The organism is Pseudomonas sp. PDM13, assembly GCF_025685765.1.
Classification (GTDB): domain Bacteria; phylum Pseudomonadota; class Gammaproteobacteria; order Pseudomonadales; family Pseudomonadaceae; genus Metapseudomonas; species Metapseudomonas solani.
Genome location: NZ_JAOTQU010000013.1, coordinates 47,039 through 70,990 on the forward strand (window position 1 = coordinate 47,039; position 23,952 = coordinate 70,990).

General features: G+C 68.1%; 26 protein-coding genes. 9 read left to right on the top strand and 17 right to left on the bottom strand.

Annotated features, from left to right (window positions below):
- Nucleotides 1-390: 390 nt before the first annotated feature.
- The 4 genes from OEJ36_RS15035 to OEJ36_RS15050 are packed head-to-tail and all read right to left on the bottom strand — an operon-like array spanning nucleotide 391 to nucleotide 3,147.
- Complete coding sequence (locus OEJ36_RS15035; protein ID WP_263402167.1) at nucleotides 391-741, bottom strand: GFA family protein; 351 nt, start codon at nucleotides 739-741, stop codon at nucleotides 391-393.
- A 43-nt stretch (nucleotides 742-784) separates the two neighbouring features.
- Nucleotides 785-1,333, bottom strand: a complete 549-nt coding sequence (locus OEJ36_RS15040; RefSeq protein WP_263402168.1) for a GNAT family N-acetyltransferase — start codon at nucleotides 1,331-1,333, stop codon at nucleotides 785-787.
- A gap of 30 nt (nucleotides 1,334-1,363) precedes the next feature.
- On the bottom strand, nucleotides 1,364-1,966 hold the full coding sequence (locus OEJ36_RS15045) for a glutathione S-transferase family protein (protein ID WP_263402169.1): 603 nt from the start codon (nucleotides 1,964-1,966) through the stop codon (nucleotides 1,364-1,366).
- A gap of 14 nt (nucleotides 1,967-1,980) precedes the next feature.
- Nucleotides 1,981-3,147: a PLP-dependent aminotransferase family protein gene (locus OEJ36_RS15050; protein ID WP_263402170.1), complete on the bottom strand. Its 1,167-nt coding sequence runs from the start codon at nucleotides 3,145-3,147 to the stop codon at nucleotides 1,981-1,983.
- 82 nt (nucleotides 3,148-3,229) lie between these two features.
- Here OEJ36_RS15050 and OEJ36_RS15055 point away from each other — a divergent pair, with 82 nt between their 5' ends.
- Nucleotides 3,230-3,688: a MarR family winged helix-turn-helix transcriptional regulator gene (locus tag OEJ36_RS15055; protein ID WP_263402171.1), complete on the top strand. Its 459-nt coding sequence runs from the start codon at nucleotides 3,230-3,232 to the stop codon at nucleotides 3,686-3,688.
- 1 nt (nucleotide 3,689) lies between these two features.
- Here OEJ36_RS15055 and OEJ36_RS15060 read toward each other — a convergent pair whose 3' ends face one another.
- Nucleotides 3,690-4,322, bottom strand: a complete 633-nt coding sequence (locus OEJ36_RS15060; RefSeq protein ID WP_263402172.1) for a hypothetical protein — start codon at nucleotides 4,320-4,322, stop codon at nucleotides 3,690-3,692.
- A 154-nt stretch (nucleotides 4,323-4,476) separates the two neighbouring features.
- Between OEJ36_RS15060 and OEJ36_RS15065 the strand changes: the two genes are divergently transcribed.
- Nucleotides 4,477-5,088 (top strand): LysE family translocator, encoded by a 612-nt coding sequence (locus OEJ36_RS15065; RefSeq protein ID WP_263402173.1) that lies wholly within the window; start codon nucleotides 4,477-4,479, stop codon nucleotides 5,086-5,088.
- Nucleotides 5,088-6,299 carry a benzoate/H(+) symporter BenE family transporter gene (locus tag OEJ36_RS15070; protein WP_263402174.1) on the top strand — a complete coding sequence of 404 codons (1,212 nt, stop codon included), beginning with the start codon at nucleotides 5,088-5,090 and terminating at the stop codon, nucleotides 6,297-6,299. Before OEJ36_RS15065 ends, OEJ36_RS15070 begins: the two co-directional genes overlap by 1 nt.
- A 302-nt stretch (nucleotides 6,300-6,601) precedes the next feature.
- Here the strand turns inward: OEJ36_RS15070 and OEJ36_RS15075 are convergent, their stop codons facing one another.
- Nucleotides 6,602-7,486: a bile acid:sodium symporter family protein gene (locus tag OEJ36_RS15075; RefSeq protein ID WP_263402175.1), complete on the bottom strand. Its 885-nt coding sequence runs from the start codon at nucleotides 7,484-7,486 to the stop codon at nucleotides 6,602-6,604.
- A 141-nt stretch (nucleotides 7,487-7,627) separates the two neighbouring features.
- Nucleotides 7,628-8,392 (bottom strand): SDR family oxidoreductase, encoded by a 765-nt coding sequence (locus tag OEJ36_RS15080; RefSeq protein ID WP_021220670.1) that lies wholly within the window; start codon nucleotides 8,390-8,392, stop codon nucleotides 7,628-7,630.
- A 228-nt stretch (nucleotides 8,393-8,620) separates the two neighbouring features.
- Between OEJ36_RS15080 and OEJ36_RS15085 the strand changes: the two genes are divergently transcribed.
- Nucleotides 8,621-9,625, top strand: coding sequence for an NADP-dependent oxidoreductase (locus OEJ36_RS15085; RefSeq protein WP_021220671.1), 1,005 nt, complete (start codon nucleotides 8,621-8,623; stop codon nucleotides 9,623-9,625).
- A 129-nt stretch (nucleotides 9,626-9,754) separates the two neighbouring features.
- Here the strand turns inward: OEJ36_RS15085 and pyrF are convergent, their stop codons facing one another.
- Together pyrF and OEJ36_RS15095 are read right to left on the bottom strand one after the other, a co-directional pair.
- Nucleotides 9,755-10,453: an orotidine-5'-phosphate decarboxylase gene (gene pyrF / locus OEJ36_RS15090; RefSeq protein ID WP_263402176.1), complete on the bottom strand. Its 699-nt coding sequence runs from the start codon at nucleotides 10,451-10,453 to the stop codon at nucleotides 9,755-9,757.
- Between the two features lie 82 nt (nucleotides 10,454-10,535).
- Complete coding sequence (locus OEJ36_RS15095; protein ID WP_263402177.1) at nucleotides 10,536-11,276, bottom strand: ZIP family metal transporter; 741 nt, start codon at nucleotides 11,274-11,276, stop codon at nucleotides 10,536-10,538.
- 307 nt (nucleotides 11,277-11,583) lie between these two features.
- On the opposite strand from OEJ36_RS15095, the gene OEJ36_RS15100 reads away from it, so the two are divergent.
- The 3 genes from OEJ36_RS15100 to OEJ36_RS15110 all read left to right on the top strand — a co-directional run bounded on the left by OEJ36_RS15100 (nucleotide 11,584) and on the right by OEJ36_RS15110 (nucleotide 14,298).
- Nucleotides 11,584-12,348 carry a response regulator gene (locus OEJ36_RS15100; protein ID WP_374981558.1) on the top strand — a complete coding sequence of 255 codons (765 nt, stop codon included), beginning with the start codon at nucleotides 11,584-11,586 and terminating at the stop codon, nucleotides 12,346-12,348.
- On the top strand, nucleotides 12,345-13,379 hold the full coding sequence (locus OEJ36_RS15105) for an ATP-binding protein (RefSeq protein ID WP_263402260.1): 1,035 nt from the start codon (nucleotides 12,345-12,347) through the stop codon (nucleotides 13,377-13,379). Before OEJ36_RS15100 ends, OEJ36_RS15105 begins: the two co-directional genes overlap by 4 nt.
- A 112-nt stretch (nucleotides 13,380-13,491) precedes the next feature.
- On the top strand, nucleotides 13,492-14,298 hold the full coding sequence (locus OEJ36_RS15110; RefSeq protein ID WP_263402179.1) for an EF-hand domain-containing protein: 807 nt from the start codon (nucleotides 13,492-13,494) through the stop codon (nucleotides 14,296-14,298).
- Nucleotides 14,299-14,500: 202 nt separating this feature from the next.
- Here OEJ36_RS15110 and OEJ36_RS15115 read toward each other — a convergent pair whose 3' ends face one another.
- A complete protein-coding gene (locus tag OEJ36_RS15115) occupies nucleotides 14,501-14,845 on the bottom strand; it encodes a cupin domain-containing protein (protein ID WP_021222797.1) in 345 nt (114 codons plus the stop codon).
- A gap of 214 nt (nucleotides 14,846-15,059) precedes the next feature.
- The gene (locus tag OEJ36_RS15120; protein WP_263402180.1) at nucleotides 15,060-15,818 is read right to left on the bottom strand and encodes an SDR family NAD(P)-dependent oxidoreductase; all 759 of its coding nucleotides are present in this window, start codon (nucleotides 15,816-15,818) and stop codon (nucleotides 15,060-15,062) included.
- Nucleotides 15,819-15,932: 114 nt separating this feature from the next.
- Here OEJ36_RS15120 and OEJ36_RS15125 point away from each other — a divergent pair, with 114 nt between their 5' ends.
- On the top strand, nucleotides 15,933-16,832 hold the full coding sequence (locus OEJ36_RS15125; protein WP_263402181.1) for a LysR family transcriptional regulator: 900 nt from the start codon (nucleotides 15,933-15,935) through the stop codon (nucleotides 16,830-16,832).
- A 163-nt stretch (nucleotides 16,833-16,995) separates the two neighbouring features.
- A complete protein-coding gene (locus tag OEJ36_RS30460; protein ID WP_305888072.1) occupies nucleotides 16,996-17,157 on the top strand; it encodes a PSPA7_2676 family Cys-rich small protein in 162 nt (53 codons plus the stop codon).
- Between the two features lie 129 nt (nucleotides 17,158-17,286).
- Here OEJ36_RS30460 and OEJ36_RS15130 read toward each other — a convergent pair whose 3' ends face one another.
- From OEJ36_RS15130 to OEJ36_RS15155, 6 genes are all read right to left on the bottom strand, one after another.
- On the bottom strand, nucleotides 17,287-17,937 hold the full coding sequence (locus OEJ36_RS15130; protein ID WP_021222800.1) for a methionine ABC transporter permease: 651 nt from the start codon (nucleotides 17,935-17,937) through the stop codon (nucleotides 17,287-17,289).
- Nucleotides 17,921-18,997 carry a methionine ABC transporter ATP-binding protein gene (locus OEJ36_RS15135; RefSeq protein WP_263402182.1) on the bottom strand — a complete coding sequence of 359 codons (1,077 nt, stop codon included), beginning with the start codon at nucleotides 18,995-18,997 and terminating at the stop codon, nucleotides 17,921-17,923. Before OEJ36_RS15135 ends, OEJ36_RS15130 begins: the two co-directional genes overlap by 17 nt.
- 209 nt (nucleotides 18,998-19,206) lie before the next feature.
- The gene (locus tag OEJ36_RS15140) at nucleotides 19,207-20,001 is read right to left on the bottom strand and encodes a MetQ/NlpA family ABC transporter substrate-binding protein (protein WP_263402183.1); all 795 of its coding nucleotides are present in this window, start codon (nucleotides 19,999-20,001) and stop codon (nucleotides 19,207-19,209) included.
- Between the two features lie 26 nt (nucleotides 20,002-20,027).
- The gene (locus OEJ36_RS15145) at nucleotides 20,028-21,470 is read right to left on the bottom strand and encodes an LLM class flavin-dependent oxidoreductase (protein ID WP_263402184.1); all 1,443 of its coding nucleotides are present in this window, start codon (nucleotides 21,468-21,470) and stop codon (nucleotides 20,028-20,030) included.
- Nucleotides 21,470-22,678, bottom strand: a complete 1,209-nt coding sequence (locus OEJ36_RS15150) for an SfnB family sulfur acquisition oxidoreductase (protein WP_263402185.1) — start codon at nucleotides 22,676-22,678, stop codon at nucleotides 21,470-21,472. The genes OEJ36_RS15145 and OEJ36_RS15150 overlap by 1 nt, the downstream gene beginning before the upstream one ends.
- 10 nt (nucleotides 22,679-22,688) lie before the next feature.
- Nucleotides 22,689-23,924 carry an SfnB family sulfur acquisition oxidoreductase gene (locus OEJ36_RS15155; RefSeq protein ID WP_263402186.1) on the bottom strand — a complete coding sequence of 412 codons (1,236 nt, stop codon included), beginning with the start codon at nucleotides 23,922-23,924 and terminating at the stop codon, nucleotides 22,689-22,691.
- Nucleotides 23,925-23,952 lie beyond the last annotated feature (28 nt).

Consider the following 23,952-nt stretch of genomic DNA (forward strand, 5'->3'; position numbering starts at 1 on the left):
GGCCTCGGCCGGTTTTTTCGTTTATCGGGTTTCAGGATTCGAGGTGAGCTCTTCTCGCGAGTAAAAGTCCACGTCCTTAGAACGTGGCTTTGCTTTTTGGCCCCCCTAGAAGGGAGGCGCAATCAGACCTTGGAGCAAGCAGCAGCCGCTCACTCCGGACGTAGGGTGTGCTGCGCGCACCTCGGACTCACCGGAAGCACCGCGCGGAGGTGCGCACGGCACACCCTACGACACGCGTTCATCCTGTAGGGCTCTCAATTCAAATCGCCACAGGCAGAGCCGATGACTCATGACTACGCCCCAAGGACGTGGTTTCCCACGTTCAAATGAATTCGCACACAAGTCCGGCGGAGCCGGGTGCAGCACATCGTTTTACCTGAACCAAGCGAGCTAGAAGCTCCGCCCATCCACCTTCACCACCTTCAGGGTGTCGGGGTCGACGCCCTCCAGGCAGCGCACGTTCACCGCCGCCATGGCATTGCCCTGGGGATCGGCCGCCTCGCCGAAGGGCGCGCAGCCGCAGTTGGCGCAGAAGTGATGGGCGATGTGCATGCGGTTGAAGCGGTAGGTGGACAGGTCCGTGTCCGGGGTCGACAGCGTCAGTTGCGCCCGTGGCACGAACCACAGCAGGTAGCCGCGCTTGCTGCAGAGCGAGCAGTTGCACTCCATCACCTCGGCGAGCGGGCTGCCGTCCACCTCGAACGCGATCCGGCCGCAATGGCAGCCGCCTTTGTATTTCATGGGTCTCTCCCTGCCTGGCCCGTCGCAGGCCGATGTCGCCACGTTAGACCAGGGTCGCCCAGTGCGCCACGTCCAGGCGGAAGCCCAGCAGCGTCTCCTCGCGACCCCGGAACTCGCGGGGGAAGCACTGCCCCAGGGGCTGCAGGCCGATGCCGGTCATCACCCGCGCCGAGGCCGGGTTGTGCGCCAGGCAGTAACCCTCCACCCAGGCCAGGCCGAGCGCCTCGAAGGCGTGGGCCAGCACCAGGCGTGCGGCCTCCTGCATGTAGCCCTGGCCCCAATGGGGCTTGCCGATCCAGTAGGCCAGTTCGCCGGATTCGGCGCCGGCTCGCAGCCCCATCAGGCTGATGCAGCCGAGCAGCGCATCGTCCTCGCGCCGGACGATGGCCCAGGTGATACGCGGGCGCTGCGGGTAGCCGGGCTCCAGGCTGGCGATCCAGCCCTGGGCCAGTTCCAGGGGATAGGGATGGGGAATGGTCGCGGTGGTCGCCGCGATGGCCGGGTCACCGGCCAGGCGCCGGACCTCGGGCGCGTCGTCGGCCCTGAAGGGGCGCAGCGCGACGCGCGGGCCATTGAGCGATGGCGTCGTCATGTGCGGGCCTCCCTGCCCCGTGGTGTGTCGTCAGCCCAGCATGCTCACGTGTTTCGGGTGGCTGGCCACGCGGTCCATCCAGGCCAGCACGGCCGGGAAGCGCGAGAGGTCGAAACCGCCCTCTTCCGCCACATGGGTGTAGGCATAGAGGGCGATGTCGGCGATGGAGTACTGCTCGCCCACCAGGTACGGCGTGCGCGAAAGCTGCTGTTCCATCACCTTGAGCGCCTTGTAACCGCGCGCCAGGCAGGTGCGGTATTCCTCTTCGCGCTCGGCGGGCATGCCCTGGTAGAGCTTGATGAAGCGCGCCACCGCCACGTAGGGCTCGTGGCTGTACTGCTCGAAGAACTGCCACTGCAGCACCTGGGTGCGCAGGCGCGGCTCGCTGGGCAGCAGGTCGCTGCCGTCGGCGAGGAAGTTGAGGATGGCGTTGGACTCCCACAGCGTGGTGCCGTCTTCCAGCTCCAGTACCGGGATCTTGCCGTTGGGGTTCAACGCCAGGAAGGCCTCGCTCTGGGTCTCGCCCTTGAGGATGTCCACCGGCACCCACTGGTAGGGCTTGCCGAGCAGGGTGAGGATCAGTTTGACCTTGTAGCAATTGCCGGAGATGTAATCGCCGTGAACCTTGTACATGTCGTACTCCTCGATCAGGCGGCCTCGGCGGCCAGTGCGTGACGGATGACCCCGGCGAGGCGCTGCAGGCCTTCGCCCAGGCGCTCGGGTGCCACATGGCTGAAGTTAAGACGCAGATAGCCGGGATGCTGGTCCGGGTCGATGAAGAAAGGCTCGCCCGGCATGAAGGCGACGTTCTGCTCCAGCGCCGGCTTGAGCAGGGTGCGGGTGTCCAGCGGCTGTTTCAGTGCCAGCCAGAAGAACAGGCCGCCCTGGGGAATCTGCCAGGTGGCGAGGTCGGCGAAGTGTTCCTCCAGCGCCGCCTGCATGGCGTCGCGGCGCTGGCGGTAGAAGTCGCGCAGTTCGGCCAGGTGCTCGCGGTACTGCTCGGTGCCCAGCCATTGCAGGGCCTGCCACTGGCCGATGCGGTTGGTGTGCAGGTCGGCGGACTGCTTCAGGCGCAGCAGGTAGGGGAACAGGTCCGGGCTGGCGATCAGGAAGCCCACGCGCAGGCCCGGCAGCAGGGTCTTGGACACCGTGCCGGTGTAGATCCAGCTGGCCTTCTTCAGGCGGCTGACGATGGGGGTGGCGGTGCCTTCGTCGAACACCAGCTCGCGGTAGGGCTCGTCTTCGATCAGGGTCACGCCGAACTCGTCCAGCAGCGCCGCCACGGCATCGCGCTTGGCTTCGCTGTAGCGCACGGCCGAGGGGTTCTGGAAGGTCGGGATCAGGTAGGCGAAGGCCGGCTTGTGCTGCTCCAGGCGCTGGCGCAGGGAGGCCAGCTCGGGGCCGTCGGCTTCCTGGGCCACCGCGATGCAATCGGCGCCGAACAGCTGGAAGGCCTGCAGGGCGGCCAGGTAGGTCGGCGCCTCCAGCAGCACTTCCGTGCCCGGGTCGATGAACAGCTTGGAGGCCAGGTCCAGGGTCTGCTGGGAGCCGCTGACGATCAGTACCTGGCTGGCGTCGCACTGCACACCCAGCTTCTGCGCCTCGGCGGCGATGGCCTCGCGCAGCGCCGGCTCGCCTTCGCTCATGCCGTACTGGCCCATGCTCACCGGCATGTCCGCCCACTCCACCTTCGGCAGCATCGGTTCGGCCGGCAGGCCACCGGCGAAGGACATCACCTCCGGGCGCTGCGCCGCGGCGAGGATTTCACGGATCAAGGAGCTTTTCAGGCGGGCGATGCGTTCGGAGAAGGCCATGGGTTGTCACCGGGTGCGAAGGCGGGAAAATTGAGTCAAACTGCTTGACCGAAATTACGATGCCCGGGATGGATACGTCAATATGCTTGACCTTAAAAACCCAGCCGTCCAGCACGCCGCCATGGAAGCCTTCTTCTTCGGCTACCAGGCCTTCACCAGCAAGCCCGACGAAATGCTCGCCCGTCGCGGCCTGTCGCGGGTGCACCACCGCATCCTGTTCTTCATCGCCAAGTACCCGGGGCTCAGCGTCAAGGAGATGCTCGGCTACCTGGGCGTCAGCAAGCAGGCACTGAACACGCCCCTGCGCCAATTGATGGAGATGGACCTGGTGCAGAGCGCCGCCGCCGACGACGACAAGCGCAAGCGCCAACTGGGCCTGACCGCCGACGGTTCGAAACTGGAGAAGAGCCTGCGCCGCGAGCAGGCACGCCTGCTGGAGCGCGCCTTCAGCGAGGCCGGGGCGGACGCGGTGGATGGCTGGCTGAAGGTCAACCAGGCACTGTCCAGCGCGCGCCCGGGCGAGAGCGAAGAAGCCGCCTGACTCAGGCCCGCCCGGCCATGTCCCTGGCGCCGCGGAAGAACACCAGCGCCATGGCGATGGACGAGCCCAGCAGCGGCAGCAGGGAAACCAGCACCAGCAATACCGTCGCCATCATCACCCCGCCCACCAGCAGCAACCAGGCCATGACGCGGAACGGCGGATAGACGTTCTGCACCTTGAGCAGGCGCACCGCCAGCCAGATGACCACGGCGCCATAGCCGACCATCAGCCCCAGGTACGCCCCCAGCTGCCAGCCCAGGCGCGCCATGGCCGCGTCGTCCACCAGCATCATCATCACCTGGGACACCACGCCCGCCAGGATCACCAGCCAGGTCGGCCAGGCCAGCCCGGTGGCGGCGAAGCGCGCCTCGGCGAAGCCCTTCAGGCGCAGGCTCAGGTAGCTGCCCAGCAGCATCACCGCCAGGCCCAGCCAGTCGGCGACCAGCGAGGCACTGTGGATGCCGATGAAATCCCCCAGGAAGATGAACACCAGCACCGCCACCGACCCCAGGGCCGAGATCAGGCACAGCCAGCCCAGCAGGTTGAGCAACCCCGGGCTCCAGCCCGGCAGTTCGTGAGGAGCTTGTGTGCCCACCAGATCAGTCTGGGGTGCGGCGTAGGGGTTTTCGTCCATGTGGCGGGGCTCCTGGGGAAACTCGAAACCGGAACAGTACTGGCTGTATCCACGCTCGTCACGCGACTGTATCGCTTTTTGCGCGCTTCGCTGTACGGGGCGCGGCAACGCGCCACGCCGTAGGCTTCCAGCATTCCAAAAAGAGTGCCCCGCCATGAGCCTGGAACTGCTGCTCGCCTTCGCCCTGTTCGCCTTCGTCACCTCGGTCACGCCGGGCCCCAACAACATGATGCTGCTCGCCTCCGGGGTGAACTTCGGCGTGCGCCGCAGCCTGCCGCACATGCTCGGTATCAGCCTGGGCTTCATGGTCCTGGTGATCGCGGTCGGCCTCGGCCTGCACCAGGTCTTCGAGCAGGTGCCGGTGCTCTACACCACCCTGCGCTACCTGGGCGCGGCCTACCTCCTTTACCTGGCGTGGAAGATCGCCGGCTCCGGCGCCCCCGACAGCCGTGACAGCGGCGCGCGGCCCTTCACCTTCCTCCAGGCGGCGGCCTTCCAGTGGGTCAACCCCAAGGCCTGGGTCATGGCGATCGGCGCCATCACCACCTATACCCCCCAGGACAACTTCGTCACCAACGCGCTGCTGATCGCCGCGCTGTTCGCCCTGATCAACTGCCCCAGCGTCGGGCTCTGGACCGTGGCCGGCAGCCTGCTGCGCCGCTGGCTGTCCTCGCCACGGGTGCTGCGTGCCTTCAATATCGGCATGGCCCTGCTGCTGGTGGCCTCGCTCTACCCGATCCTCGTCGACTTCAAGGGAACCGTCTGATGACCCAGGCTTCCGACTCCAGCGCCGCCCTGCCCCGCCTGCGCCCGCTGGCCGACTCCTCGCCTTCGGCGGTGGTGGCGGGCTTCATCGCCATGCTCACCGGCTACACCAGCTCCCTGGTGCTGATGTTCCAGGCCGGCCAGGCCGCCGGGCTCAGCGCCGGGCAGATTTCCTCGTGGATCTGGGCCCTGTCCATCGGCATGGCGGCCTGCAGCATCGGTTTGTCGCTGCGCTACCGCACGCCCATCACCGTGGCCTGGTCGACCCCCGGCGCAGCACTGCTGATCACCAGCCTGCCGGGCGTCTCCTATGACGAGGCCATCGGCGCCTTCATCGTCTGCGCCGTGCTGCTCACCCTGGTCGGCCTCACCGGCGGCTTCGAGCGCCTGATGCGCCGCCTGCCCGGCTCCCTGGCCGCCGCACTGCTGGCGGGCATCCTGTTCAAGATCGGCAGCGAGATCTTCGTCGCCGCGCAGCACCGCACCGCGCTGGTGCTGGCGATGTTCTTCAGCTACCTGCTGCTCAAGCGCCTGCAACCGCGCTACGCGGTGCTGGTGGCGCTGCTGGTGGGCTGTGCCATGTCAGCGGCACTGGGGCTGCTGGACTTCAGCGGCTTCGACTTCGCCCTGGCGCAGCCGGTGTGGACCACGCCGAGCTTCTCCTTCACCGCCATCATCAGCATCGGCATCCCGCTGTTCATCGTCGCCATGGCCTCGCAGAACATCCCCGGCATCGCCGTGCTGCGCGCCGACGGCTACCAGGTACCGGCCTCGCCGCTGATCTCGGTCACCGGCTTCGCCTCGCTGCTGCTGGCGCCCTTCGGCTCCCACGGCATCAACCTGGCCGCCATCAGCGCCGCCATCTGCACCGGTCCCCACGCCCACGAGGACCGCAACAAGCGCTACACCGCCGCCGTCTGGTGCGGCATCTTCTACGGCATCGCCGGCACCTTCGCCGCCACCCTCGCCGCGCTGTTCGCCGCCTTCCCCAAGGAGCTGGTGCTCTCGGTGGCCGCCCTGGCGCTGTTCGGCTCCATCAGCAACGGCCTCACCGTGGCGATGAACGAACCCAAGGAACGCGAAGCGGCGCTGATCACCTTCATGGTCACCGCCTCGGGCATGAGCCTGCTGTCCATCGGCTCGGCCTTCTGGGGCCTGGTGGCCGGGGTGCTGACCCTGGTGATCCTCAACTGGAATACCGGCAAGAACTGACGTGCTGGGCGGCCTGGCATCCATCGGTGCCATGACCGACACCGCCGGTGGATGAAAAGAGCGTCATCCACCCTACACATCGATCAGCTTCGTAGGTTGGCGCCGAGCGCAGCGAGGCCCAACGGTGCGATGTCCGGCCTCGCGACGTTGGGCTTCGTACCTCAGCCCAACCTACGGTGTCTCCTGTGCCCCGGCCGGCACCGCTTGGGAATGTGGGTGGACCACGCTTCACCGGTCCACCGCAGCGGAGCCCGGACCCGCACCGTAGCCCGGGCTTCAGCCCGGGACGCTGGCACGCACCCTCAGGCCTCCGACGCCAACTCGCGCCCGTGCACACGGTTGACCCACCAGCCGAAGGCGGCGGCGGTGAAGAACATGATGATGCTGTAGATGGCCGCCGGGATGGCCATGGTCGGGTTGTTCAGCAGCATCGGGCTCAGCGCCAGGGCGATGGCCAGGGTGCCGTTGTGAATGCCGATCTCCATGCCGATGGCCACTGCCTGGCGCTGGCTGAGGCGGCACAGGCGCGGCACGAAGTAGCCCACCGCCAGGCTGATGAGGTTGAACGCCAGCGCCGCCAGGCCCACCACCGGGGCGTAGTCGACGAAGGTGCGCCAGTCCTTGGCCACCGCCAGCACGATGATCAGCAGCAGGAACAGCGCCGAGATGATCTTCACCGGTGTTTCCATGCGCGCGGCGAAGCCGGGGAAGCGGCTGCGCAGGAACATGCCGATGGCCACCGGGCCGAGGACGATGGCGAACACCTGCACCACCTTGGCGAATTGCAGCGGGATGGCCTGGTCGCCGGTCATGAAGTGGGCCAGGGACAGGTTGACGATGAAGGGCATGGTGAGGATGGCGATCACCGAATTCACCGCCGTCAGGGTGATGTTCAGCGCCACGTCGCCGTGGGCCAGGTGGCTATAGAGGTTGGCCGAGGTGCCGCCGGGGGATGCCGCCAGCAGCATCATGCCCACCGCCAGCGCCGCTTCCAGCTGGAAGCCCTTGGCGAGCAGGAAGCAGGCCAGCGGCAGCAGGAGGATCTGGCAGCCGAGGCCGATCAGTACCGGTTTGGGGAATTTCACCACCCGGGCGAAGTCCGCCAGGGTCAGGGACAGCCCGAGGCCGAGCATGATGATGCCCAGTGCCAGGGGCAGGAAGAGGGTTACCAGGGGGCTTGCGGTCATGTTGTTCTCCTTGTCGGACCTTGGCGGATTCTGCGCACGCGACGCGTGGCTGGATAGTGGCCCCGCAGGCCAGCCCCGGCCCGACCTGTAACAGAATGCAAAAAGGCGCCCGAAGGCGCCTCTGCATGACCGCATGGAGGGTCAGATGGCGGTGGCGCCACCGTCCACGGCCAGGGAATGGCCGGTGGTGAAGCCCGCAGCGTCGCTGCACAGGTAGAGCACCGCGCCGGCGATCTCCTCGACCTTGCCGATGCGACCCACCGGGTGCATGGCGGCGGCGAACTCGCCCTTCTTCGGGTCGGCCTCGTAGGCGCGACGGAACATGTCGGTGTCGATCACCGCCGGGCACACCGCGTTGACGCGGATCTTCTTCTTCGCGTACTCGACGGCCGCCGATTTGGTCAGGCCGATCACCGCGTGCTTGGAGGCGGCGTAGATGCTCATCTTCGGCGCCGCGCCGAGGCCGGCGACGGAGGCGGTGTTGACGATGGCACCGGCGCTGCCCTGGGCCAGCATCTGCGGGATCTGGTACTTCATGCACAGCCAGACGCCCTTGACGTTGACGCCCATGATGGCGTCGAACTCGGCCTCGGAGCCCTCGGCCAGCTTGCCCTTCTCGATCTCGATGCCGGCATTGTTGAAAGCGTAGTCGAGGCGGCCATAGGCGGCGACGGTGCCTTCAACCAGGGCCTTCACCTCGGCATCGACGGTGACGTTGCAGCGGATGAAGGTGGCGTCGCCACCGGCATCGCGGATCAGTTGCACAGTGCCTTCGCCACCGGCGGCGTCGACATCGGACACCACCACCTTCAGGCCCTCGGCGGCGAATGCCTGCGCGGTCGCGCGGCCGATACCATTGGCGGCGCCAGTCACCAGGGCGACCTGGCCGGAGAAAGTCATGCTCATCTATGCAACCTCGGTTGGAATGGGGGAACCGGGCTGGAGTCTAGTCACTGGAGGGGGCTCGGCGTCAGCATCATCAGGTGCGTGGTGGGTGCTGCATCCAATCTGCTGATGAAGCACCCCGGCAATGATCATTGCGATTCATGGCCGGACATTCCTTGCCGCGACTAAGCTTGCCCTCCACCGCCGTGCAGACTAAACCGGTGGTTTCCCTATTCGGAGTGCCCTGCCATGTCCCAGCTCAACCGCCAGTTCCTGCTCGCCAAGCGTCCGGTCGGCGCGGCCACCCGCGACACCTTCTCCTATGTCGAGAAGCCGGTGGCCGAGCCGGGCCCGAACCAGATTGTCGTGGAGAACCTCTACCTGTCCCTCGACCCGGCCATGCGCGGCTGGATGAACGACGCCAAGTCCTACATCCCGCCGGTGGGCCTGGGCGAAGTGATGCGCGCCCTGGGCGTGGGCAAGGTGATCGCCTCCAACCACCCGGACTTCGCGGTGGGCGACCACGTCAACGGCGCCCTGGGCGTGCAGGACTACTTCGTCGGCGAGCCCCGTGGCTTCTACAAGGTCGACCCGAGCCGCGCACCGCTGCCGCTCTACCTCTCCGCCCTGGGCATGACCGGCATGACCGCCTACTTCGCCCTGCTCGATGTCGGTGCGCCCAAGGCCGGTGACACCGTGGTGCTCTCCGGCGCCGCCGGCGCGGTCGGCAGCATCGCCGGGCAGATCGCCAAGATCAAAGGCTGCCGCGTGGTCGGCATCGCCGGTGGCGCCGACAAGTGCCGCTTCCTGATCGACGAACTCGGCTTCGACGCCGCCATCGACTACAAGAACGAAGACGTCGCCGCCGGCCTCAAGCGCGAGTGCCCGAAAGGCGTGGACGTGTACTTCGACAACGTCGGCGGTGACATCCTCGACGCCGTGCTCACTCGCCTGGCCCCGCGCGCGCGCATCGTCATCTGCGGCGCCATCAGCCAGTACAACAACAAGGAAGCGGTGAAGGGCCCGGCCAACTACCTGTCGCTGCTGGTCAACCGTGCGCGCATGGAAGGCTTCGTGGTCATGGACCACGCCGCCAACTTCGCCAGCGCTGCCCAGGAAATGGGCGGCTGGATGGCCGCCGGCAAGCTGAAGAGCAAGGAAGACATCGTCGAAGGCCTGGAAACCTTCCCGGAAACCCTCGGCAAGCTGTTCAGCGGCGAAAACTTCGGCAAGCTGGTGCTGAAGGTCAAGTAACCCTTCCGCGCCAATAAAAATGGCCCGGGCTGCAGTGCAGTCCGGGCCATTTTCATTTGGGGCTCATGTAGGTCGGGTGCAACCCGACCAACCATCGCGCGACTCCACACGGGGCGCGCCGATCGAGCCTCAGGCGAGTTCGGCGACCACGGCAGCCAGGGCCTTGGCCGGGTCGGCGGCCTGGCTGATGGGGCGGCCGATCACCAGGTAGTCGGAGCCGGCGTCCAGGGCCTGGCGCGGGGTGAGGATGCGGCGCTGGTCGTCCTGGGCGCTGCCCGCCGGGCGGATGCCGGGAGTGACCAGTTGCAGGGCCGGGTGCGCCGCCTTCAGCGCGGTCGCTTCCTGGGCCGAGCACACCAGGCCGTCCATGCCGGCCTTCTGCGCCAGGGCAGCGAGGCGCAGCACCTGCTCCTGGGGCTCGATGTCCAGGCCGATGCCGGCCAGGTCCTCGCGCTCCATGCTGGTGAGCACGGTCACGCCGATCAGCAGCGGCTTGGGCCCGTTGAACTGCTCCAGGGTCTCGCGGCAGGCCGCCATCATGCGCAGGCCGCCGGAGCAGTGCACGTTGACCATCCACACGCCCATCTCCGCCGCCGCCTTCACCGCCATCGCGGTGGTGTTGGGGATGTCGTGGAATTTCAGGTCGAGAAACACCTCGAAGCCGCGGTCACGCAGGGTGGTGACGATGTCCGATGCGCAGCTGGTGAACAGCTCCTTGCCCACTTTCACCCGGCACAGCGTGGGGTCCAGCTGGTCGGCCAGCTTCAGCGCGGCTTCGCGGGTGGGGAAATCGAGGGCGACGATGATGGGCGTCTGGCAGGCGGACATGGGCGGGCTCTCTGGCAAGTCGAAAACGGCGCGCATTGTAGCGGAAGCCCGCGCCCGCCGCTGCCCCGGTGATCGCCCGCGCTCACGCCAGGTGATCGAGGGCGAAGGCGGTCATGAAGCCGGCCAGGGTAATCAGCCCGGTCCAGGCGTGGGTGCATTCGAAGGCCTCGGGGATCAGCGTGTCCACCAGCATGCACAGCACCGCACCGGCGGAGAACGCCAGGGCGAAGCCCAGCCAGGCCGGCGGCAGGTCGCTCATCAGCCCCGGGCCGGCCATGGCCGCCAGGCCCGAGAGCAGCACGATGACACCCCACAGGCCGAACACGAACAGGCCGCTGCGCTTCTCCTCGCGCAGCCCGGCGGCGCTGGCCAGGCCCTCCGGCAGGTTGGACAGGAAGATCGCCACCAGCATCAGCAGGCTCACCTGGCCGCCATCCAGCAGGCCCAGGCCGAGCCCCAGGGACTCGGGAATGCCATCGAGGAAGGCGCCCACCGCGATCAGCAGCGCCACCATGGAGCCTGTGCCGCCGCTGCGCTGGCGATGGCGCACCTCCCAGCGGTCCAGCAGTTGGCTGGCGAGGACGAACAGCGCGCCGCCGGCGAGCATGCCCGCCAGGGTCGGCCCCATCCCGCCGAGGCGCTCGGCCTCGGGGATCTGGCCGAAGCACAGCGCGGCGATCAGCACCCCGCTGCCATAGGCCATCACCGAGGCGGTGACCGCCTTGGGCAGGGACACCCAGAAGCCGATGGCGGCACCGAGCAACAGGCTGCTGGCGGCCAGCCAGCCCCAGAAACCGGCGAGCAGGGTGGTGGAAATCTGCATGACAACTCCTGTGGGGGAAGCGCATCCGAGCGCGGCGCGACATAAGTAACCCATCCAGCCCGGGAAAGCAGCCATGGCCCTTCCCCGGGTCGCGAGCGCCCTTTCCGAGATGAACGCCGCGCCTTTGTATCGAGCCCGATACAAAGCCGACACGCTGGCGACACCGCCATGGGCGAGCCTCTCGCCGCGATGGCCGGCAGCAGGACGGCGGAGTAGCATGCGCCCGATGGATGCCGACGGCCCGCCGCTCGACGCCCCGCCGCCAGACGCGAAGCACAGTGGTCCACCGGCCCGGTGAACCCGCCAGATGGCAAGAACACCCATGCACAACCAAACCCCCGCCCCCGCCGACAACCGCCGCTGGAACACCCGCGCCCTGCTGGTGGACGACGACGTGCCGATCCGCGACCTGCTCTGCGACTACCTCGCCCGCTTCAATATCGAGGCCGTGGGCGTCGACGATGGCGAGGCGATGCGCGAGGCACTGGCCAATGCCCCCTTCGACGTGGTGGTGCTGGACCTGATGCTGCCCGGCGAAGACGGCCTCTCCCTGTGCCGCTGGCTGCGCGGCGAGTCCGATATCCCGATCCTCATGCTCACCGCCCGTTGCGAGCCCACCGACCGCATCATCGGCCTGGAACTGGGCGCCGACGACTACATGGCCAAGCCCTTCGAGCCCCGTGAGCTGGTGGCGCGCATCCAGACCATCCTGCGCCGCGTGCGCGACGACCGCGAAGGCCTGCGGGCCGACCAGCGCGCGAGCATCCGCTTCGACGCCTGGCGCCTGAACGGCGTGCTGCGCCAGCTGCAATCCCCCGAAGGCCTGGTGGTGCCGCTGTCCAACGCCGAGTTCCGCCTGCTCTGGGTGTTCCTCGAACGCCCGCGCCGGGTGCTCAGCCGCGAACAGCTGCTCGACGCCGCCCGGGGCCGCTCCATCGAAGCCTTCGACCGCAGCATCGACCTGCTCGTCTCGCGCCTGCGGCAGAAGCTCGGCGATGACCCCAAATCCCCACGCCTGATCAAGACCGTACGCGGCGAGGGCTACCTGTTCGACGCGAGGGAGATTGGCTGATGCGCCAGGCCGACACGCTGTTCGCACGCCTGTTCGGCATCTTCCTGGCCGCCATCGTCCTCGCCCACCTGCTGGCCTTCCTCTGGTTCCAGCAATACGGCAGCCCGCCGCCGCAGCCCCAGCCCGGCCCGCCCCTTGCCGCCGATGGCCCGCGCCCCGGCCAGCCGCCGCCACCGCGCCCGCTTTTCGGTGGCCCCCTGGTGCCGCTGACCTTCCAGCTGCTGACCCTGATCGTCGCCGCCTGGTACGGCGCCCGCGTGCTGTCGCGGCCCATCCAGCGCCTGGCCAGCGCCGCCGACCGCCTCAGCGAAAACCTCCAGGCCCCGCCCCTGGATGAACGCGGCCCGCGCGAGGTGCGCCAGGCTGCCCACGCCTTCAACCTGATGCAGCAGCGCATCCGCGAACAGGTGGCCCAGCGCAGCCGCATGCTCGCCGCCGTCTCCCACGACCTGCGCACCCCCATCGCCCGGGTCAAGCTGCGCGTGGAGCAGGTGCCGGATGCCCAGCTGCGCAGCCGCATGGACCAGGACCTGGGGGAAATGGTCGCCATGCTCGACGCCACCCTCAGCTACCTGCACCAGCAGCGCGCCGACGAGGCGCTGCAGCTGTTCGACCTCCAGGCCCTGGTGGAATCCATGGCCGAGGACGCCCAGGACCGTGGCGCCGATGTGCGTGCCGAAGGCCAGTGCGCGCCGCTGCGGGCCCAACCCATGGCGCTGCGCTCCTGCGTCAGCAACCTGGTGGAGAACGCCCTGCGCTACGCCGGCCATGCGCTGGTTCGCCTCGAAGACGGCCCCACCGAGGTGCGCATCCACGTCAGCGACCGTGGCCCCGGCATCGCCCTCGAGCAACGCGAAGCGGTGTTCGAGCCGTTCTTCCGCCTCGAAGGCTCGCGCAACCGCAGCTCCGGCGGCGTCGGCCTGGGCCTGACCATCGCCCGCGAGGCCGCCCGACGCCAGGGCGGCGACCTGGTGCTGGGGGACAACCCCGGCGGCGGCCTGCTGGCCACCCTCACCATCCCCCGCGCCTGACCCCGTCTCCACGCTGATACAAAGCGCATAAACCCCCGACACGCTTGCGCCTGAACCTGCGAGAACCGGAGAACCCACTCCGGCCTTGCCATCACGCACAGGAGTGACTCCCATGATCAGTGGCGTCAGTGGTTACTCGGGCTATAGCAGCTACAGCAGCTACAGCTCGGCGCTCTCCTCGAAAAGCACCGCCAGCAGCAGTAGCAGCAGTAGCAGCAGTGGCGGCTGCGCTTCGGGGCAATCGAAACTGCAGGAAAAGCTGTTCAGCCTGCTGGACAGCAACGGCGACGGCAGCGTAGCCAAGGACGAGCTGAGCACCGCGCTGGCCAACGCCAAGGAAAGCGACAGCGGCATCACCATCGATATCGATGAGCTGTTCGCCCAGCTGGATGCCAACAGCGACGGCTCCATCGACCTCGACGAGACCGCCGCCCTCACCCCGCCCCCACCGCCCCCGCACGGCGGCCCCAACCCCGAGGACCTGTTCGCCGAACTGGATGCCGACGGCAATGGCGCCATCGACCAGAGCGAGCTGACCAGCGCCCTGGGCGACGACAGCGGCATCGACAGCAGCGAGCTGTTCGCCAGCCTCGATGCCAACGGTGACGGCAGCCTCAGCATCGATGAAACCGCCGCCCTCGCCCCGCCGCCTCCCCCGCCGCCAGTCGCCGGCTTCGGTGGCGACAGCGAAGAACTGTTCAGCTCCCTGGATGCCGATGGCAACGGCAGCATCAGCCAGGACGAGCTGAGCAGCCTGTTCGGCCAGAGCGGCAGCCGAAGCGACAGCGACACCAGCAGCACCAGCGCCGGCAGCGATGACGTCTACGCGCGCCTGGCCGCCGCCCTGCTCAAGCAGTACGAAAGCAGCGCCGGCACTTACGAGGCCCGCGTCGGTAGCCAGCTCAGCATCGCCGCCTGAGCCGCCCCGCGAAAAGAAAACCGGCCGCTGCGTGAGTACACAGCGGCCGGTTTTTGTTGGGGTACGTGGCCCGTTTGGTTGAACGGAGAACTGTGGGTTGAAGCCCACCCGCCCCTTGTACGAGCCACCCCGAAGCGCTTCGCGAGCAGAGCTCGCTCCTACGGGTGCTCCGGGGAAGTACGGGGCGAGGCCGGTTTGACGATCAGGCGAAGACGAAGTACTTGCGCACCGTCTCCACCACTTCCCAGGTGCCCTTCATGCCGGGCTCGATGACGAAGACGTCGCCGCCGCGCAGGTGCACCGGCGCTTCGCCTTCCGGGGTGATGATGCAGTAGCCCTCGAGGAAGTGGCAGAACTCCCACTTCTCGTAGTTCACCTCGAATTTGCCGGGGGTGCAGATCCAGGTGCCCATGATCTTGCTGCCGTCGGCCGAGAGGTAGGCGTTGAGGTTGACCGTGTGCGGGTCGCCGCCGATGCGCTTCCACTTGGTGGCGTCGACCACGGGGACGGGGCAGGTTTCGCGCAGGACGGTGATGAAATCGGACATGTGAGCTCCATGCTTGGCGGAATCGAGCGGCCACCATAGGCAGGATGCCCGGCGCGGACTTGCCTGTGACCGCCGCCCGGGTGTCCAGAAACGCAGCCGTTGATCTTCGATCGCGAATGAATTCGCTCCCACCAAGCCTCCCTCCGGGCCTGCAGGTCGGGCCCGACGCTGCCGTGCATCGGGCCACGCGGGTTTCACCCGCCCGGCGGGGCGATCAGAGGAACATGCCGCCCGAGGCTTCGATGCGCTGGCCGGTGACCCAGCGGCCGCCGTCGGAGAGGAGCATGGCGATAGCGCCGCCGATGTCGTCCGGCAGGCCGACGCGGCCCAGGGCGGTGTTGCCGGCGATGAAGTCGTTGACCTGGCTGTTGTCGCGCACCACGCCGCCGCCGAAGTCGGTCTCGATGGCGCCGGGGGCCAGCACGTTGACGGTGATGCCGCGCGGGCCCAGCTCCTTGGCCAGGTAGCGGGTCCACACCTCGATGCCGCCCTTCATCGCCGCGTAGGCGCCGTAGCCCGGCAGGGAGAAGCGCGCCAGCCCGGTGGAGATGTTGATGATGCGGCCGCCGTCGGCCAGCACCGGCAGCAGTTTCTGGGTGAGGAAGAACGGCCCCTTGAGCTGGATGTTCACCAGGGTGTCGAACTGCTCCTCGGTGGTTTCGGCGCAGCTGGCGTGGATGCCGATGCCGGCGTTGTTCACCAGGAAGTCGAAGGTCTCGCGGCCGAACTCCTGCAGCAGGGTCTCGCTCACCTGGGCGGCGAAGGCGCCGAAGCCCGTGCTGTCGCTCACGTCCAGGCGCAGCATGCGGGCGCGGCCACCGAGGCGTTCCACTTCGCGGGCCACGGCCTGGGCTTCGTCGGCCTTGCTGTGGTAGGTGCCGATGATGTCGACGCCCTGGGCCGCCAGGTGCAGGGCGGCGTTCTTGCCGAGGCCACGGCTGGCGCCGGTGATGAGTGCGATCTTGCGGGTCATGGTGGAGCTCCTCATGGGTTGGAAGTGGAGCCAGCTTATTGTCCGGCCGGATGCTGATAAACGCCGCGAAATCGGAAATACTGATCGCCTCAACCGAACAAACGGGAACGGGCCATGAACAAGCTCGAGCTGTTGCGTACCTTCGCCCGGGTCACCGAGCTGTCCAGCTTCACCCAGGCCGGGGAAAGCCTCGGCCTGCCCCGCTCCAGCGTCTCCGAGCAGGTGCAGGCGCTGGAGCAGTTGCTGGGCGCGCGCCTGCTGCAACGCACCACACGCAAGGTGCAGGCGACCCAGGATGGCCTGGCGCTGTATGAGCGTAGCAAGGCGCTGCTGGCGCAGATGGACGAGCTGGAAGGCATGTTCCGCCAGGACGGCGAAGTGCTCGCCGGGCGCCTGCGGGTGGACATGCCCAGCCGCATCGCCCGCCAGTTGGTGATGCCGCACCTGGGGGAATTCCTCGACGCCCACCCGGGCCTGGAGCTGGAGCTGAGCGGCACCGACCGCCGCGTCGACCTGGTGCGCGAGGGCTTCGACTGCGTGCTGCGCGCCGGCAACCTGGTGGACGAGACCCTGGTGGCGCGCTCCCTCGGCGCCATGCCCATGGTCAACTGCGCGAGCCCCGAGTACCTGGCCCGCCACGGCACGCCGCACAGCCTCGACGACCTCGCCCGGCACCGCCTGGTGCACTACCTGCCGGTGCTCGGCGCGCGGCCCGACGGTTTCGAGTACCTGATGGGCGGCAAGGTCCACCAGGTGCCCATGGCCGGCAACCTCACGGTGAACAACGCCGATGCCTACGAGGGCGCCTGCCTCGGCGGCCTGGGGCTGATCCAGGCGCCGCGCATGGGCCTGCGCGAGCACCTGGCCAGCGGCGCCCTGGTGGAGCTGCTGCCCGGCTACCCGGCGCCGCCCCTGGCGCTCAACCTGCTCTACGCCCACCGCCACCTGCCCCGCCGCGTGCGGGCCTTCATCGACTGGCTGGAAGGCCTGCTGGACCGCGAGAGGAAGCGCTGATGCGCAACACCCTGAAATGGCGGATCGCCCGCCGCCGGCAATTTAGGTTGTCCGTTCTAGACCGCAGCGCGGATGCTCCCCTGGCCGACACGCACAACAACAAGGCGCATGCACTGCACCCCAACCCCTGCCTGGTTGATCGGGGCGAGCCCCGGGAGGTTACATGCGACTCCATTGCTTTCTGTTCGGATGCAGCTGGACCGAAGGACACGAAACCGACGTGGGCGCCGAGCCCATGCTCTGTCAACGCTGCACACGCTGCGGCGCCCATCGCTACGTGAAGCGCGAGGTCCCCGACACGCCCGAGGAGCCTTCGCCCACTTAACAAGGCATTGAAAAACGTAGACGAGGCAGCCGATGCAAGGCGAAAACGGCCGAAAAAGCGCAGTTTACGCGGGTAAATGAGCATTTTGAGGCCGTTTTCAACGCCGCAGCGGCAACGCAGTTAGTTTTTCTAGCGCTTGTTGAGCAGCCGCGCCAGGCGATCACCGCCAAACTGGATCAGGGTCACCAGCACCACCAGCAGGATGATCACCGTGAGCATGATCTGCGTGTCGAAGCGCTGGTAGCCGTAGCGATACGCCAGGTCGCCCAGCCCGCCCGCGCCAATGGCGCCGGCCATGGCCGAGGAGTTGATCATGGTCACCAGGGTGATGGTGAAGCCGCCGACGATGCCCGGGCGCGCCTCGGGCAGCAGCACGTTCCAGATGATGTGGCGGCGCTGGCAACCCATCGCCTGGGCCGCTTCCACCAGGCCGAAATCCACCTCGCGCAGGCTCACCTCGGCGATGCGCGCGAAGAAGGGCGTGGCGGCGATGGTCAGCGGCACCACCGCGGCCCAGACGCCGTAGCTGGTGCCGACGATCAGTCGGGTGAAGGGGATCAGCGCCACCATCAGGATCAGGAAGGGGATCGAGCGCAGCACGTTGACCACGCTGCCCAGCGAGCGGTTGAGCGCACGCGCCTCGAAGATCCCGCCCGGGCCCGTGGTGACCAGCACCAACGCCAGGGGGATGCCCACCAGGAACACGATCAGCGACGAGGCGCCGATCATCAGCAGCGTGTCGAGGATGCCCTGCAGCAGGCGGTCAAGCATGGGCGACATAGCCGAGCACCTCCGCCTTGTCCGCCAGGCCGTGGGCCTGCTCCAGCACCCAGGCACCGCCCTGCCCCACATCGCTGATGCGCACCAGCAGGTGCCCCTGGGCGCGGCCCTGGATGCGGTCGATGCCGCCGTGCAGCAGGCTCACCCGCGTGCCCAGGGCCTGGGTGATGGCCAGCAGGTCCGGCTCGCGGCCGCTGGCGCCGGTGAAGTGCAGGTCCAGCAGCAGGTCGCCGCCGGGCACCGGCTCGCTGGCCAGGCGGCCTTGCAGGTCGTCCGGCAGCTCGTGGCGCAGGGTGCCCAGCAGGGTGCGGGTGACTTCGTGCTGCGGGTCACCGAACACCCGCCACACCTCGCCCTGCTCCACCACCCGGCCGCGTTCCAGCACCACCACACGGTCGCAGATTTCGCGGATCACGCCCATCTCGTGGGTGATCAGCACGATGGTCAGGCCCAGGCGTTTGTTGATGTCGCGCAGCAGCGCCAGGATCGACTGAGTGCTCTCCGGGTCCAGCGCCGAGGTGGCCTCGTCGCAGAGCAGGATCTCCGGCTGGTGCACCAGCGCCCGGGCGATGCCGACGCGCTGCTTCTGCCCGCCGGAAAGCTGCGCCGGGTAGGCATCACGCTTTTCCGACAGGCCGACCAGGGCCAGCAGCTCGCCGACCTTGCGCTCGATATCGGCCTTGGCCACGCCCGCCACCTTCAGCGGCAGGGCGACGTTGTGCCAGACGGTCTTGGCCGACATCAGGTTGAAGTGCTGGAAGATCATGCCGACGCGCCGGCGCAGCAGCACCAGCTGCTTCTCGTCAAAGACGCCGATGTCTTCCTCGTCTATCACCACCTGGCCCACCGAGGGCTTCTCCAGGCGGTTGAGGGTGCGGATCAGCGACGACTTGCCGGCGCCGCTGCGGCCGATGATGCCGAACACCTCGCCCCGGCGGATCTCCAGGTCGATGCCCTGCAACGCCTGCACCGGCCCCTGGTTGCCCTGGTAGGCCTTGCCCAGCCCCTGCAGGCGGATGTGCGGCAGGTCCAGGCTGATAGTGCGGTTGAAACTGACCATAAGGGCCTCTCGAAAATATGTTTAAAGCCCGAAAACAGGAGCCCGCTGTAGGGGCGAATGAATTCGCCCCTACAAAAATCAACAACACCGATCCAGGGATGGTCCAGGTGGTGTCAGGCAAGGCGCGGGTTCGTGAAATTCATGAGCATGGGTGCTCCATGTGATTGGATTTCGCGGTTCCCGCAACGCCGCATGGCGCCTCCGGGGCGTCACTGCCAGCCGGGCTGGTACAAGCTTCCGTGCGCCTTATCCAAGGCGGCGCGCACCTGCGGCGAGTGCTGGTACACATCCACGAACTTGGCCAGGCGGCCGTCGTCCTGGTAATCGCCACGGGTGACGAACTGGATGATGTATTCCTTGTTCTCGATGCCGTCGAAGAGCAGCGCGCTGTTGGGGTCGAGGGTGCCGGCCAGGCGGATGTAGTGCGGGTAGCCCTGGGCCAGGTCGACGTCGTCCAGGGCGCGCACCAGTTGCACGGCTTCCAGCTCGATGATGTCGATGTGCTTGGGGTTGTCGATGATGTCGTCCAGGGTCGCCTTGTAGCCCACGCCGTCCTTGAGCTTGAGCAGGCCGGCCTTCTGCAGCAGTTGCAGGCCGCGACCGCCGTTGATGGGGTCGTTGGCGATGGCCACCTTGGCGCCTTCGGGCAGGTCGGCGATGGCCTTGTACTTGGTCGAGTAGAGGCCGACGTTGTTGATCACCCCGGGCGCGAAGGCCTTGAGGGCGAAGCCGCTTTCCTTGTTGGCGTTCTCCAGGAAGGGCGTGTGCTGGAAGTAGTTCACGTCGATGTCGCCGTGGGCCAGGGTGATGTTCGGCGTGTTCCAGTCGGTGAACTCCACCAGCTCCACCTTGAGGCCCTGCTTGGCGGCTTCTTCCACCGCCACTTCCAGGGGAGGGGCGAAGGCGGCGGTAGTGCCCACCTTCAGGGTCTGCTCGGCGGCCTGGGCGATGCCGGTGGCCAGGAGCAGGCCGAGGGTGAGGGTCTTGAGGCTGTGTCTGGGCATGGTTTCTATCCTTGGGTAATGGGGAATCACTGTGTAGGGGCGACTTCAGTCGCCAAGGAGCGCGTAGCGCTCCCGGGGGCACCGTGGGGCAGGCCTGCGGCCTGCTGGGCGAATGAATTCGCCCCAACATGGGTGCCCCGATGGTCAGCGGGCAGGTGGTTACCCGCGCCGAACAGCTTGTGGCGCAGGGTGCCTTCGGCATACGCGGTCTTGTAGGCGCCGCGGGCCTGCAGCGCGGGGATCACCAGGTCGATGAAGTCGGCGTAGCTCTCGGGGGTGACGATGCGGGTGAGGTTGAAGCCGTCGAGCCCGGTCTCGTCGATCCAGGCCAGCAGTTCGTCGGCCACCTGGGTCGGCGAGCCCACCAGGAGGATGTAGCGGCCGCCCAGGGCGTGCTGCTCCAGGAGCTGGCGGCGGGTCAGGCTGTTCTCGCGCAGCTTGTTGGTGGCCGATTCGATGGCATTGGTCTTCACCGGGCGGATGGGCTCGTCCAGGCCGTACTCGGCGAAGTCGATGCCGGTGGAACTGGCGAAGTGGGCGACGCCCGCCTCGGCGCTGGCATAGGCCAGGTACTCGGCGTGCTTGGCGCGGGCCTCGGCCTCGGTGGGCGCGACGATCACGCTGATGCCCATGAACACCTTCACCGCCTGCGGATCACGACCGGCGGCCTGGGCGGCAGCGCGCACCTTGTCCACCTGGGCGCGGGTGGCCTCGCGGTTGTTGCCGCTGATGAACACGCACTCGGCATGCTCGCCGGCGAAGCGCAGGCCGCGCGCCGAGGAGCCGGCCTGGAACAGCACCGGCGTGCGCTGCGGCGAGGGCTCGCAGAGGTGGTAGCCCTCGACGTCGTAGAACTCGCCGTGGTGGTGGACCTTGTGCACCTTCTCCGGCTGCGCATAGACGCGCCGCTGGCGGTCGCCGAGCACCGCGCCCTCCTCCCAGCTGCCCTGCCAGAGCTTGTAGAGCACCTCCAGGTACTCGTCGGCCTGGTCGTAGCGGCGGTCGTGCTCCACCTGCTGGGTCAGGCCCATGGCCCGCGCCGCGCTTTCGAGGTAGCCGGTGACGATGTTCCAGCCCACGCGGCCGTCGCTGAGGTGGTCCAGCGTGCTCATGCGCCGGGCGAACAGGTAGGGCGCGTCGTAGCTGAGGTTGGCGGTGAGGCCGAAGCCCAGGTGGCGGGTCACCCCGGCCATGGCGGAGACCAGCAGCAGCGGGTCGTTGACCGGCAGCTGGATGCTCTCCTTGAGGGTCAGGTCGACGTTGCCCTGGTAGACGTCGTAGACGCCGACGATGTCCGCCAGGAACAGCCCGTCGAACAGGCCGCGCTCCAGCAGCTGCGCCAGCTCCGTCCAGTAGGCCAGCTTGCGGTAGTCGCTGGAGCGGTCGCGCGGGTGGGTCCAGAGGCCGTGGTTGATGTGCCCCACGCAGTTCATGTTGAAGGCGTTGAGGAGGATCTGCTTGCGCGCCATCAGATCGTCCCCCGCCGCGGTGGCAGCACCTCGTTGAGGTAGTAGTTGCCCACCGCGTGGTACTTCCAGCGCACCGGGTCGTGCAGGGTGTGCACCCGGGCATTGCGCCAGTGGCGGTCGAGGTTGTGCTCGGCCAGGGTGGCGCGGGTGCCGGCCAGTTCCAGCAGCTTGCTGCCGGCGCTGAGCGACACCTCGGTGGTCAGCGCGCGGGCCTCGGCGACGGCGATGGAGGCGGCGGCGACGCTCTCCACCGTGGGCTCCGCCGTGGCGGCGTCGAGGATGCGCCCGGCGCGGTCGAGGATGGCCTCGGCGGCATGCAGGCGGATGGCCAGGCGGCCGAATTCGTGGATCGCCAGCGGGTCGTCGCTGGCCTTGTCCACCCCGGCGTCGATCCACGGCCGCGAGCGGGTGCGTACGAACGCCAGGGCGTCTTCATAGGCTTCGCGGGCGATGCCGGCGTCGATGGCGGCGTGGAGGATCTGGGCGAAGGGGCCGACCGTGGTCGGGCGCTCGAAGGCGGCCTGGAACGACACCACGTCCTCCGCCGCCACCGGCACGTCGTCGAAGATCGCGGTGCCGCTGCCGGTGGTGCGCTGGCCGAAACCGGACCAGTCGTCGACGATCTCCAGCCCCGGTGCATCGCGCTCGACGAAGGCGAAGTGCTGGTGGCCGTCCTCGCCTATGGCCAGGGTCGGCACGCGCTGGGCATAGAGCGCACCGGTGCAGTAGAACTTGCGGCCCTGGATGCGGAAATCATCGCCGTCGCCAACCAGCCTGGTGGTGCGGTCGTTGGAGGTGCGCGTGCCGATTTCCGCCAGGGCGTTGCCGAAGCGCTCGCCGGCCAGGGCGGCGGCGAACAGGCGCCGTTGCTGGGCCTCGCTGCCGTTCACCCGCAGCACTTCGAGGGCGTAGAAATGGTTCTGCGGAATCTGCCCGATGGAGCTGTCGGCGGCGCAGATGATCGCCACCACCCGGGCCAGGGTGACGCGGGACACCCCGGCGCCACCGAACTCGCGGGGCACGGTGATGCCCCACAGGCCGGAGCGGCTGAAGGTGTCGAGTTCGGCATGGGGCAGGCGCCGCTCGCGGTCGCGCTCGGCAGCGCCGCTGCGGAATACCTCGGCCAGTTGCCGGGCCACGGCCAGCGCCTCGGCGTCGTCGCGGATGATGGCCACCGCCGGGCCCTGTTGCGGTTGCAGGAGGGTCATGGGCGCTGCCTCATATCCAGGAATGACGCGCCGGGAAGGCGCCATTGAGGTGGTAGTTGCCGACGGCGTGGACCTTCCAGCGCACCGGGTCGTGCAGGGTGTGCACCCGGGCGTTGCGCCAGTGGCGGTCGAGGTTGAACTCGGCGAGGGTGGCGCGGCTGCCGGCCAGCTCGAACAGCTTCTCGCTGGCCAGCAGGCTGATCTCGGTGGTCAGCACCTTGGCCTCGGCGACGGCGATGGAGGCGCGGGCGGCGGCCGCGGCGTCGATGGGCGCGGCGGCGATCTCGTCGAGTACCTGCCCGGCGCGTTCCAGCAGCGCGTTGGCGGCGTTCAGCTCGACCTTCAGGCGGCCGATCTCGGCAATGGTGTAGAGCTCTTCGCTGGCGCGCTCGACGCCGGCGTCGACCCAGGGCCGCGAGCGCTCGCGGATGAAGGCGATGGCGTCGTCGATGGCGGCCTCGGCGATGCCGGCATCGATGGCCGCCTGGATCAGCTGCGACAGCGCGCCCTGGATGCTCGGCACCTCGGCCAGGCGGCCGTTGTGGAACACCAGGTCGTCGGCCACGGGGGCGCGGTCCAGCAGCACGGTGCCGCTGGCGGTGGTGCGCTGGCCGAAGCCGGACCAGTCGTCGACTATCGCCAGCCCCGGCACCCCGCGCTCCACCAGGGAGAGCACGCCGACACCGCTGTCGTCGATGGCCTTGACCGCCACCCAGTGGGCGAACAGCGCGCCGGTGGAATAGAACTTCTCGCCGCTCACCTCAAGGCCGGCGTCGCCCCGGGTGATGCGCGCCTTGATCTCCAGGGTGTGCTTGGTGTTGCGCTCGGGCCCGGCGTTGGCCAGGCGGCGCCCTTCGAGGATGCCGGCGAAGACCTTGCGCTTCTGTTCCTCGCTGCCGACGTACTCGATGACGCTGAGCAGGCCGAACTGATTCTGCGGGATCTGCCCCAGCGCCGGGTCGGCCGCGCAGATGATGCGGAACACCTCGGCAAGGGTGACATGGGACACCTCGGCGCCGCCATAGGCGCGCGGGATGCGGATGCCGCCCAGGCCGAGCCGGGTGAAGCGTTCCAGCTCGCGCCAGGGCAGCAGGCGTTCGCGGTCACGGTGTGCAGCCCCTTCCTTGGCCAGTTTCGCCACTTCGTGGGCGGCGAGCAGGGCCTGGGCATCGTTCTCGATCAGCGCCGCCGGGAGTAGCGGCGGCGCTTCATCACGAAGAACCTTGGGTTCGGTTTCGTTAGTCATGCATGTGGCCTTAGGTTGCGGATTGCGC

What these genes read in the sequence shown, in the direction of transcription:
- OEJ36_RS15140 (WP_263402183.1), bottom strand. Translation starts at nt 20,001, where the DNA reads ATGCCCAGACACAGCCTCAAGACCCTCACCCTCGGCCTGCTCCTGGCC.
- OEJ36_RS15050 (WP_263402170.1), bottom strand. Translation starts at nt 3,147, where the DNA reads ATGGCCTTCTCCGAACGCATCGCCCGCCTGAAAAGCTCCTTGATCCGT.
- OEJ36_RS15145 (WP_263402184.1), bottom strand. Translation starts at nt 21,470, where the DNA reads ATGGCGCGCAAGCAGATCCTCCTCAACGCCTTCAACATGAACTGCGTG.
- OEJ36_RS15075 (WP_263402175.1), bottom strand. Translation starts at nt 7,486, where the DNA reads ATGACCGCAAGCCCCCTGGTAACCCTCTTCCTGCCCCTGGCACTGGGC.
- OEJ36_RS15040 (WP_263402168.1), bottom strand. Translation starts at nt 1,333, where the DNA reads ATGACGACGCCATCGCTCAATGGCCCGCGCGTCGCGCTGCGCCCCTTC.
- OEJ36_RS15080 (WP_021220670.1), bottom strand. Translation starts at nt 8,392, where the DNA reads ATGAGCATGACTTTCTCCGGCCAGGTCGCCCTGGTGACTGGCGCCGCC.
- pyrF (WP_263402176.1), bottom strand. Translation starts at nt 10,453, where the DNA reads ATGTCCGCCTGCCAGACGCCCATCATCGTCGCCCTCGATTTCCCCACC.
- OEJ36_RS15100 (WP_374981558.1), top strand. Translation starts at nt 11,584, where the DNA reads ATGGCAAGAACACCCATGCACAACCAAACCCCCGCCCCCGCCGACAAC.
- OEJ36_RS15055 (WP_263402171.1), top strand. Translation starts at nt 3,230, where the DNA reads ATGCTTGACCTTAAAAACCCAGCCGTCCAGCACGCCGCCATGGAAGCC.
- OEJ36_RS15135 (WP_263402182.1), bottom strand. Translation starts at nt 18,997, where the DNA reads ATGGTCAGTTTCAACCGCACTATCAGCCTGGACCTGCCGCACATCCGC.
- OEJ36_RS15095 (WP_263402177.1), bottom strand. Translation starts at nt 11,276, where the DNA reads ATGCAGATTTCCACCACCCTGCTCGCCGGTTTCTGGGGCTGGCTGGCC.
- OEJ36_RS15125 (WP_263402181.1), top strand. Translation starts at nt 15,933, where the DNA reads ATGAACAAGCTCGAGCTGTTGCGTACCTTCGCCCGGGTCACCGAGCTG.
- OEJ36_RS15155 (WP_263402186.1), bottom strand. Translation starts at nt 23,924, where the DNA reads ATGACTAACGAAACCGAACCCAAGGTTCTTCGTGATGAAGCGCCGCCG.
- OEJ36_RS15120 (WP_263402180.1), bottom strand. Translation starts at nt 15,818, where the DNA reads ATGACCCGCAAGATCGCACTCATCACCGGCGCCAGCCGTGGCCTCGGC.
- OEJ36_RS15060 (WP_263402172.1), bottom strand. Translation starts at nt 4,322, where the DNA reads ATGGACGAAAACCCCTACGCCGCACCCCAGACTGATCTGGTGGGCACA.
- OEJ36_RS15065 (WP_263402173.1), top strand. Translation starts at nt 4,477, where the DNA reads ATGAGCCTGGAACTGCTGCTCGCCTTCGCCCTGTTCGCCTTCGTCACC.
- OEJ36_RS15110 (WP_263402179.1), top strand. Translation starts at nt 13,492, where the DNA reads ATGATCAGTGGCGTCAGTGGTTACTCGGGCTATAGCAGCTACAGCAGC.
- OEJ36_RS15115 (WP_021222797.1), bottom strand. Translation starts at nt 14,845, where the DNA reads ATGTCCGATTTCATCACCGTCCTGCGCGAAACCTGCCCCGTCCCCGTG.
- OEJ36_RS15130 (WP_021222800.1), bottom strand. Translation starts at nt 17,937, where the DNA reads ATGTCGCCCATGCTTGACCGCCTGCTGCAGGGCATCCTCGACACGCTG.
- OEJ36_RS15045 (WP_263402169.1), bottom strand. Translation starts at nt 1,966, where the DNA reads ATGTACAAGGTTCACGGCGATTACATCTCCGGCAATTGCTACAAGGTC.
- OEJ36_RS30460 (WP_305888072.1), top strand. Translation starts at nt 16,996, where the DNA reads ATGCGACTCCATTGCTTTCTGTTCGGATGCAGCTGGACCGAAGGACAC.
- OEJ36_RS15035 (WP_263402167.1), bottom strand. Translation starts at nt 741, where the DNA reads ATGAAATACAAAGGCGGCTGCCATTGCGGCCGGATCGCGTTCGAGGTG.
- OEJ36_RS15085 (WP_021220671.1), top strand. Translation starts at nt 8,621, where the DNA reads ATGTCCCAGCTCAACCGCCAGTTCCTGCTCGCCAAGCGTCCGGTCGGC.
- OEJ36_RS15070 (WP_263402174.1), top strand. Translation starts at nt 5,088, where the DNA reads ATGACCCAGGCTTCCGACTCCAGCGCCGCCCTGCCCCGCCTGCGCCCG.
- OEJ36_RS15150 (WP_263402185.1), bottom strand. Translation starts at nt 22,678, where the DNA reads ATGACCCTCCTGCAACCGCAACAGGGCCCGGCGGTGGCCATCATCCGC.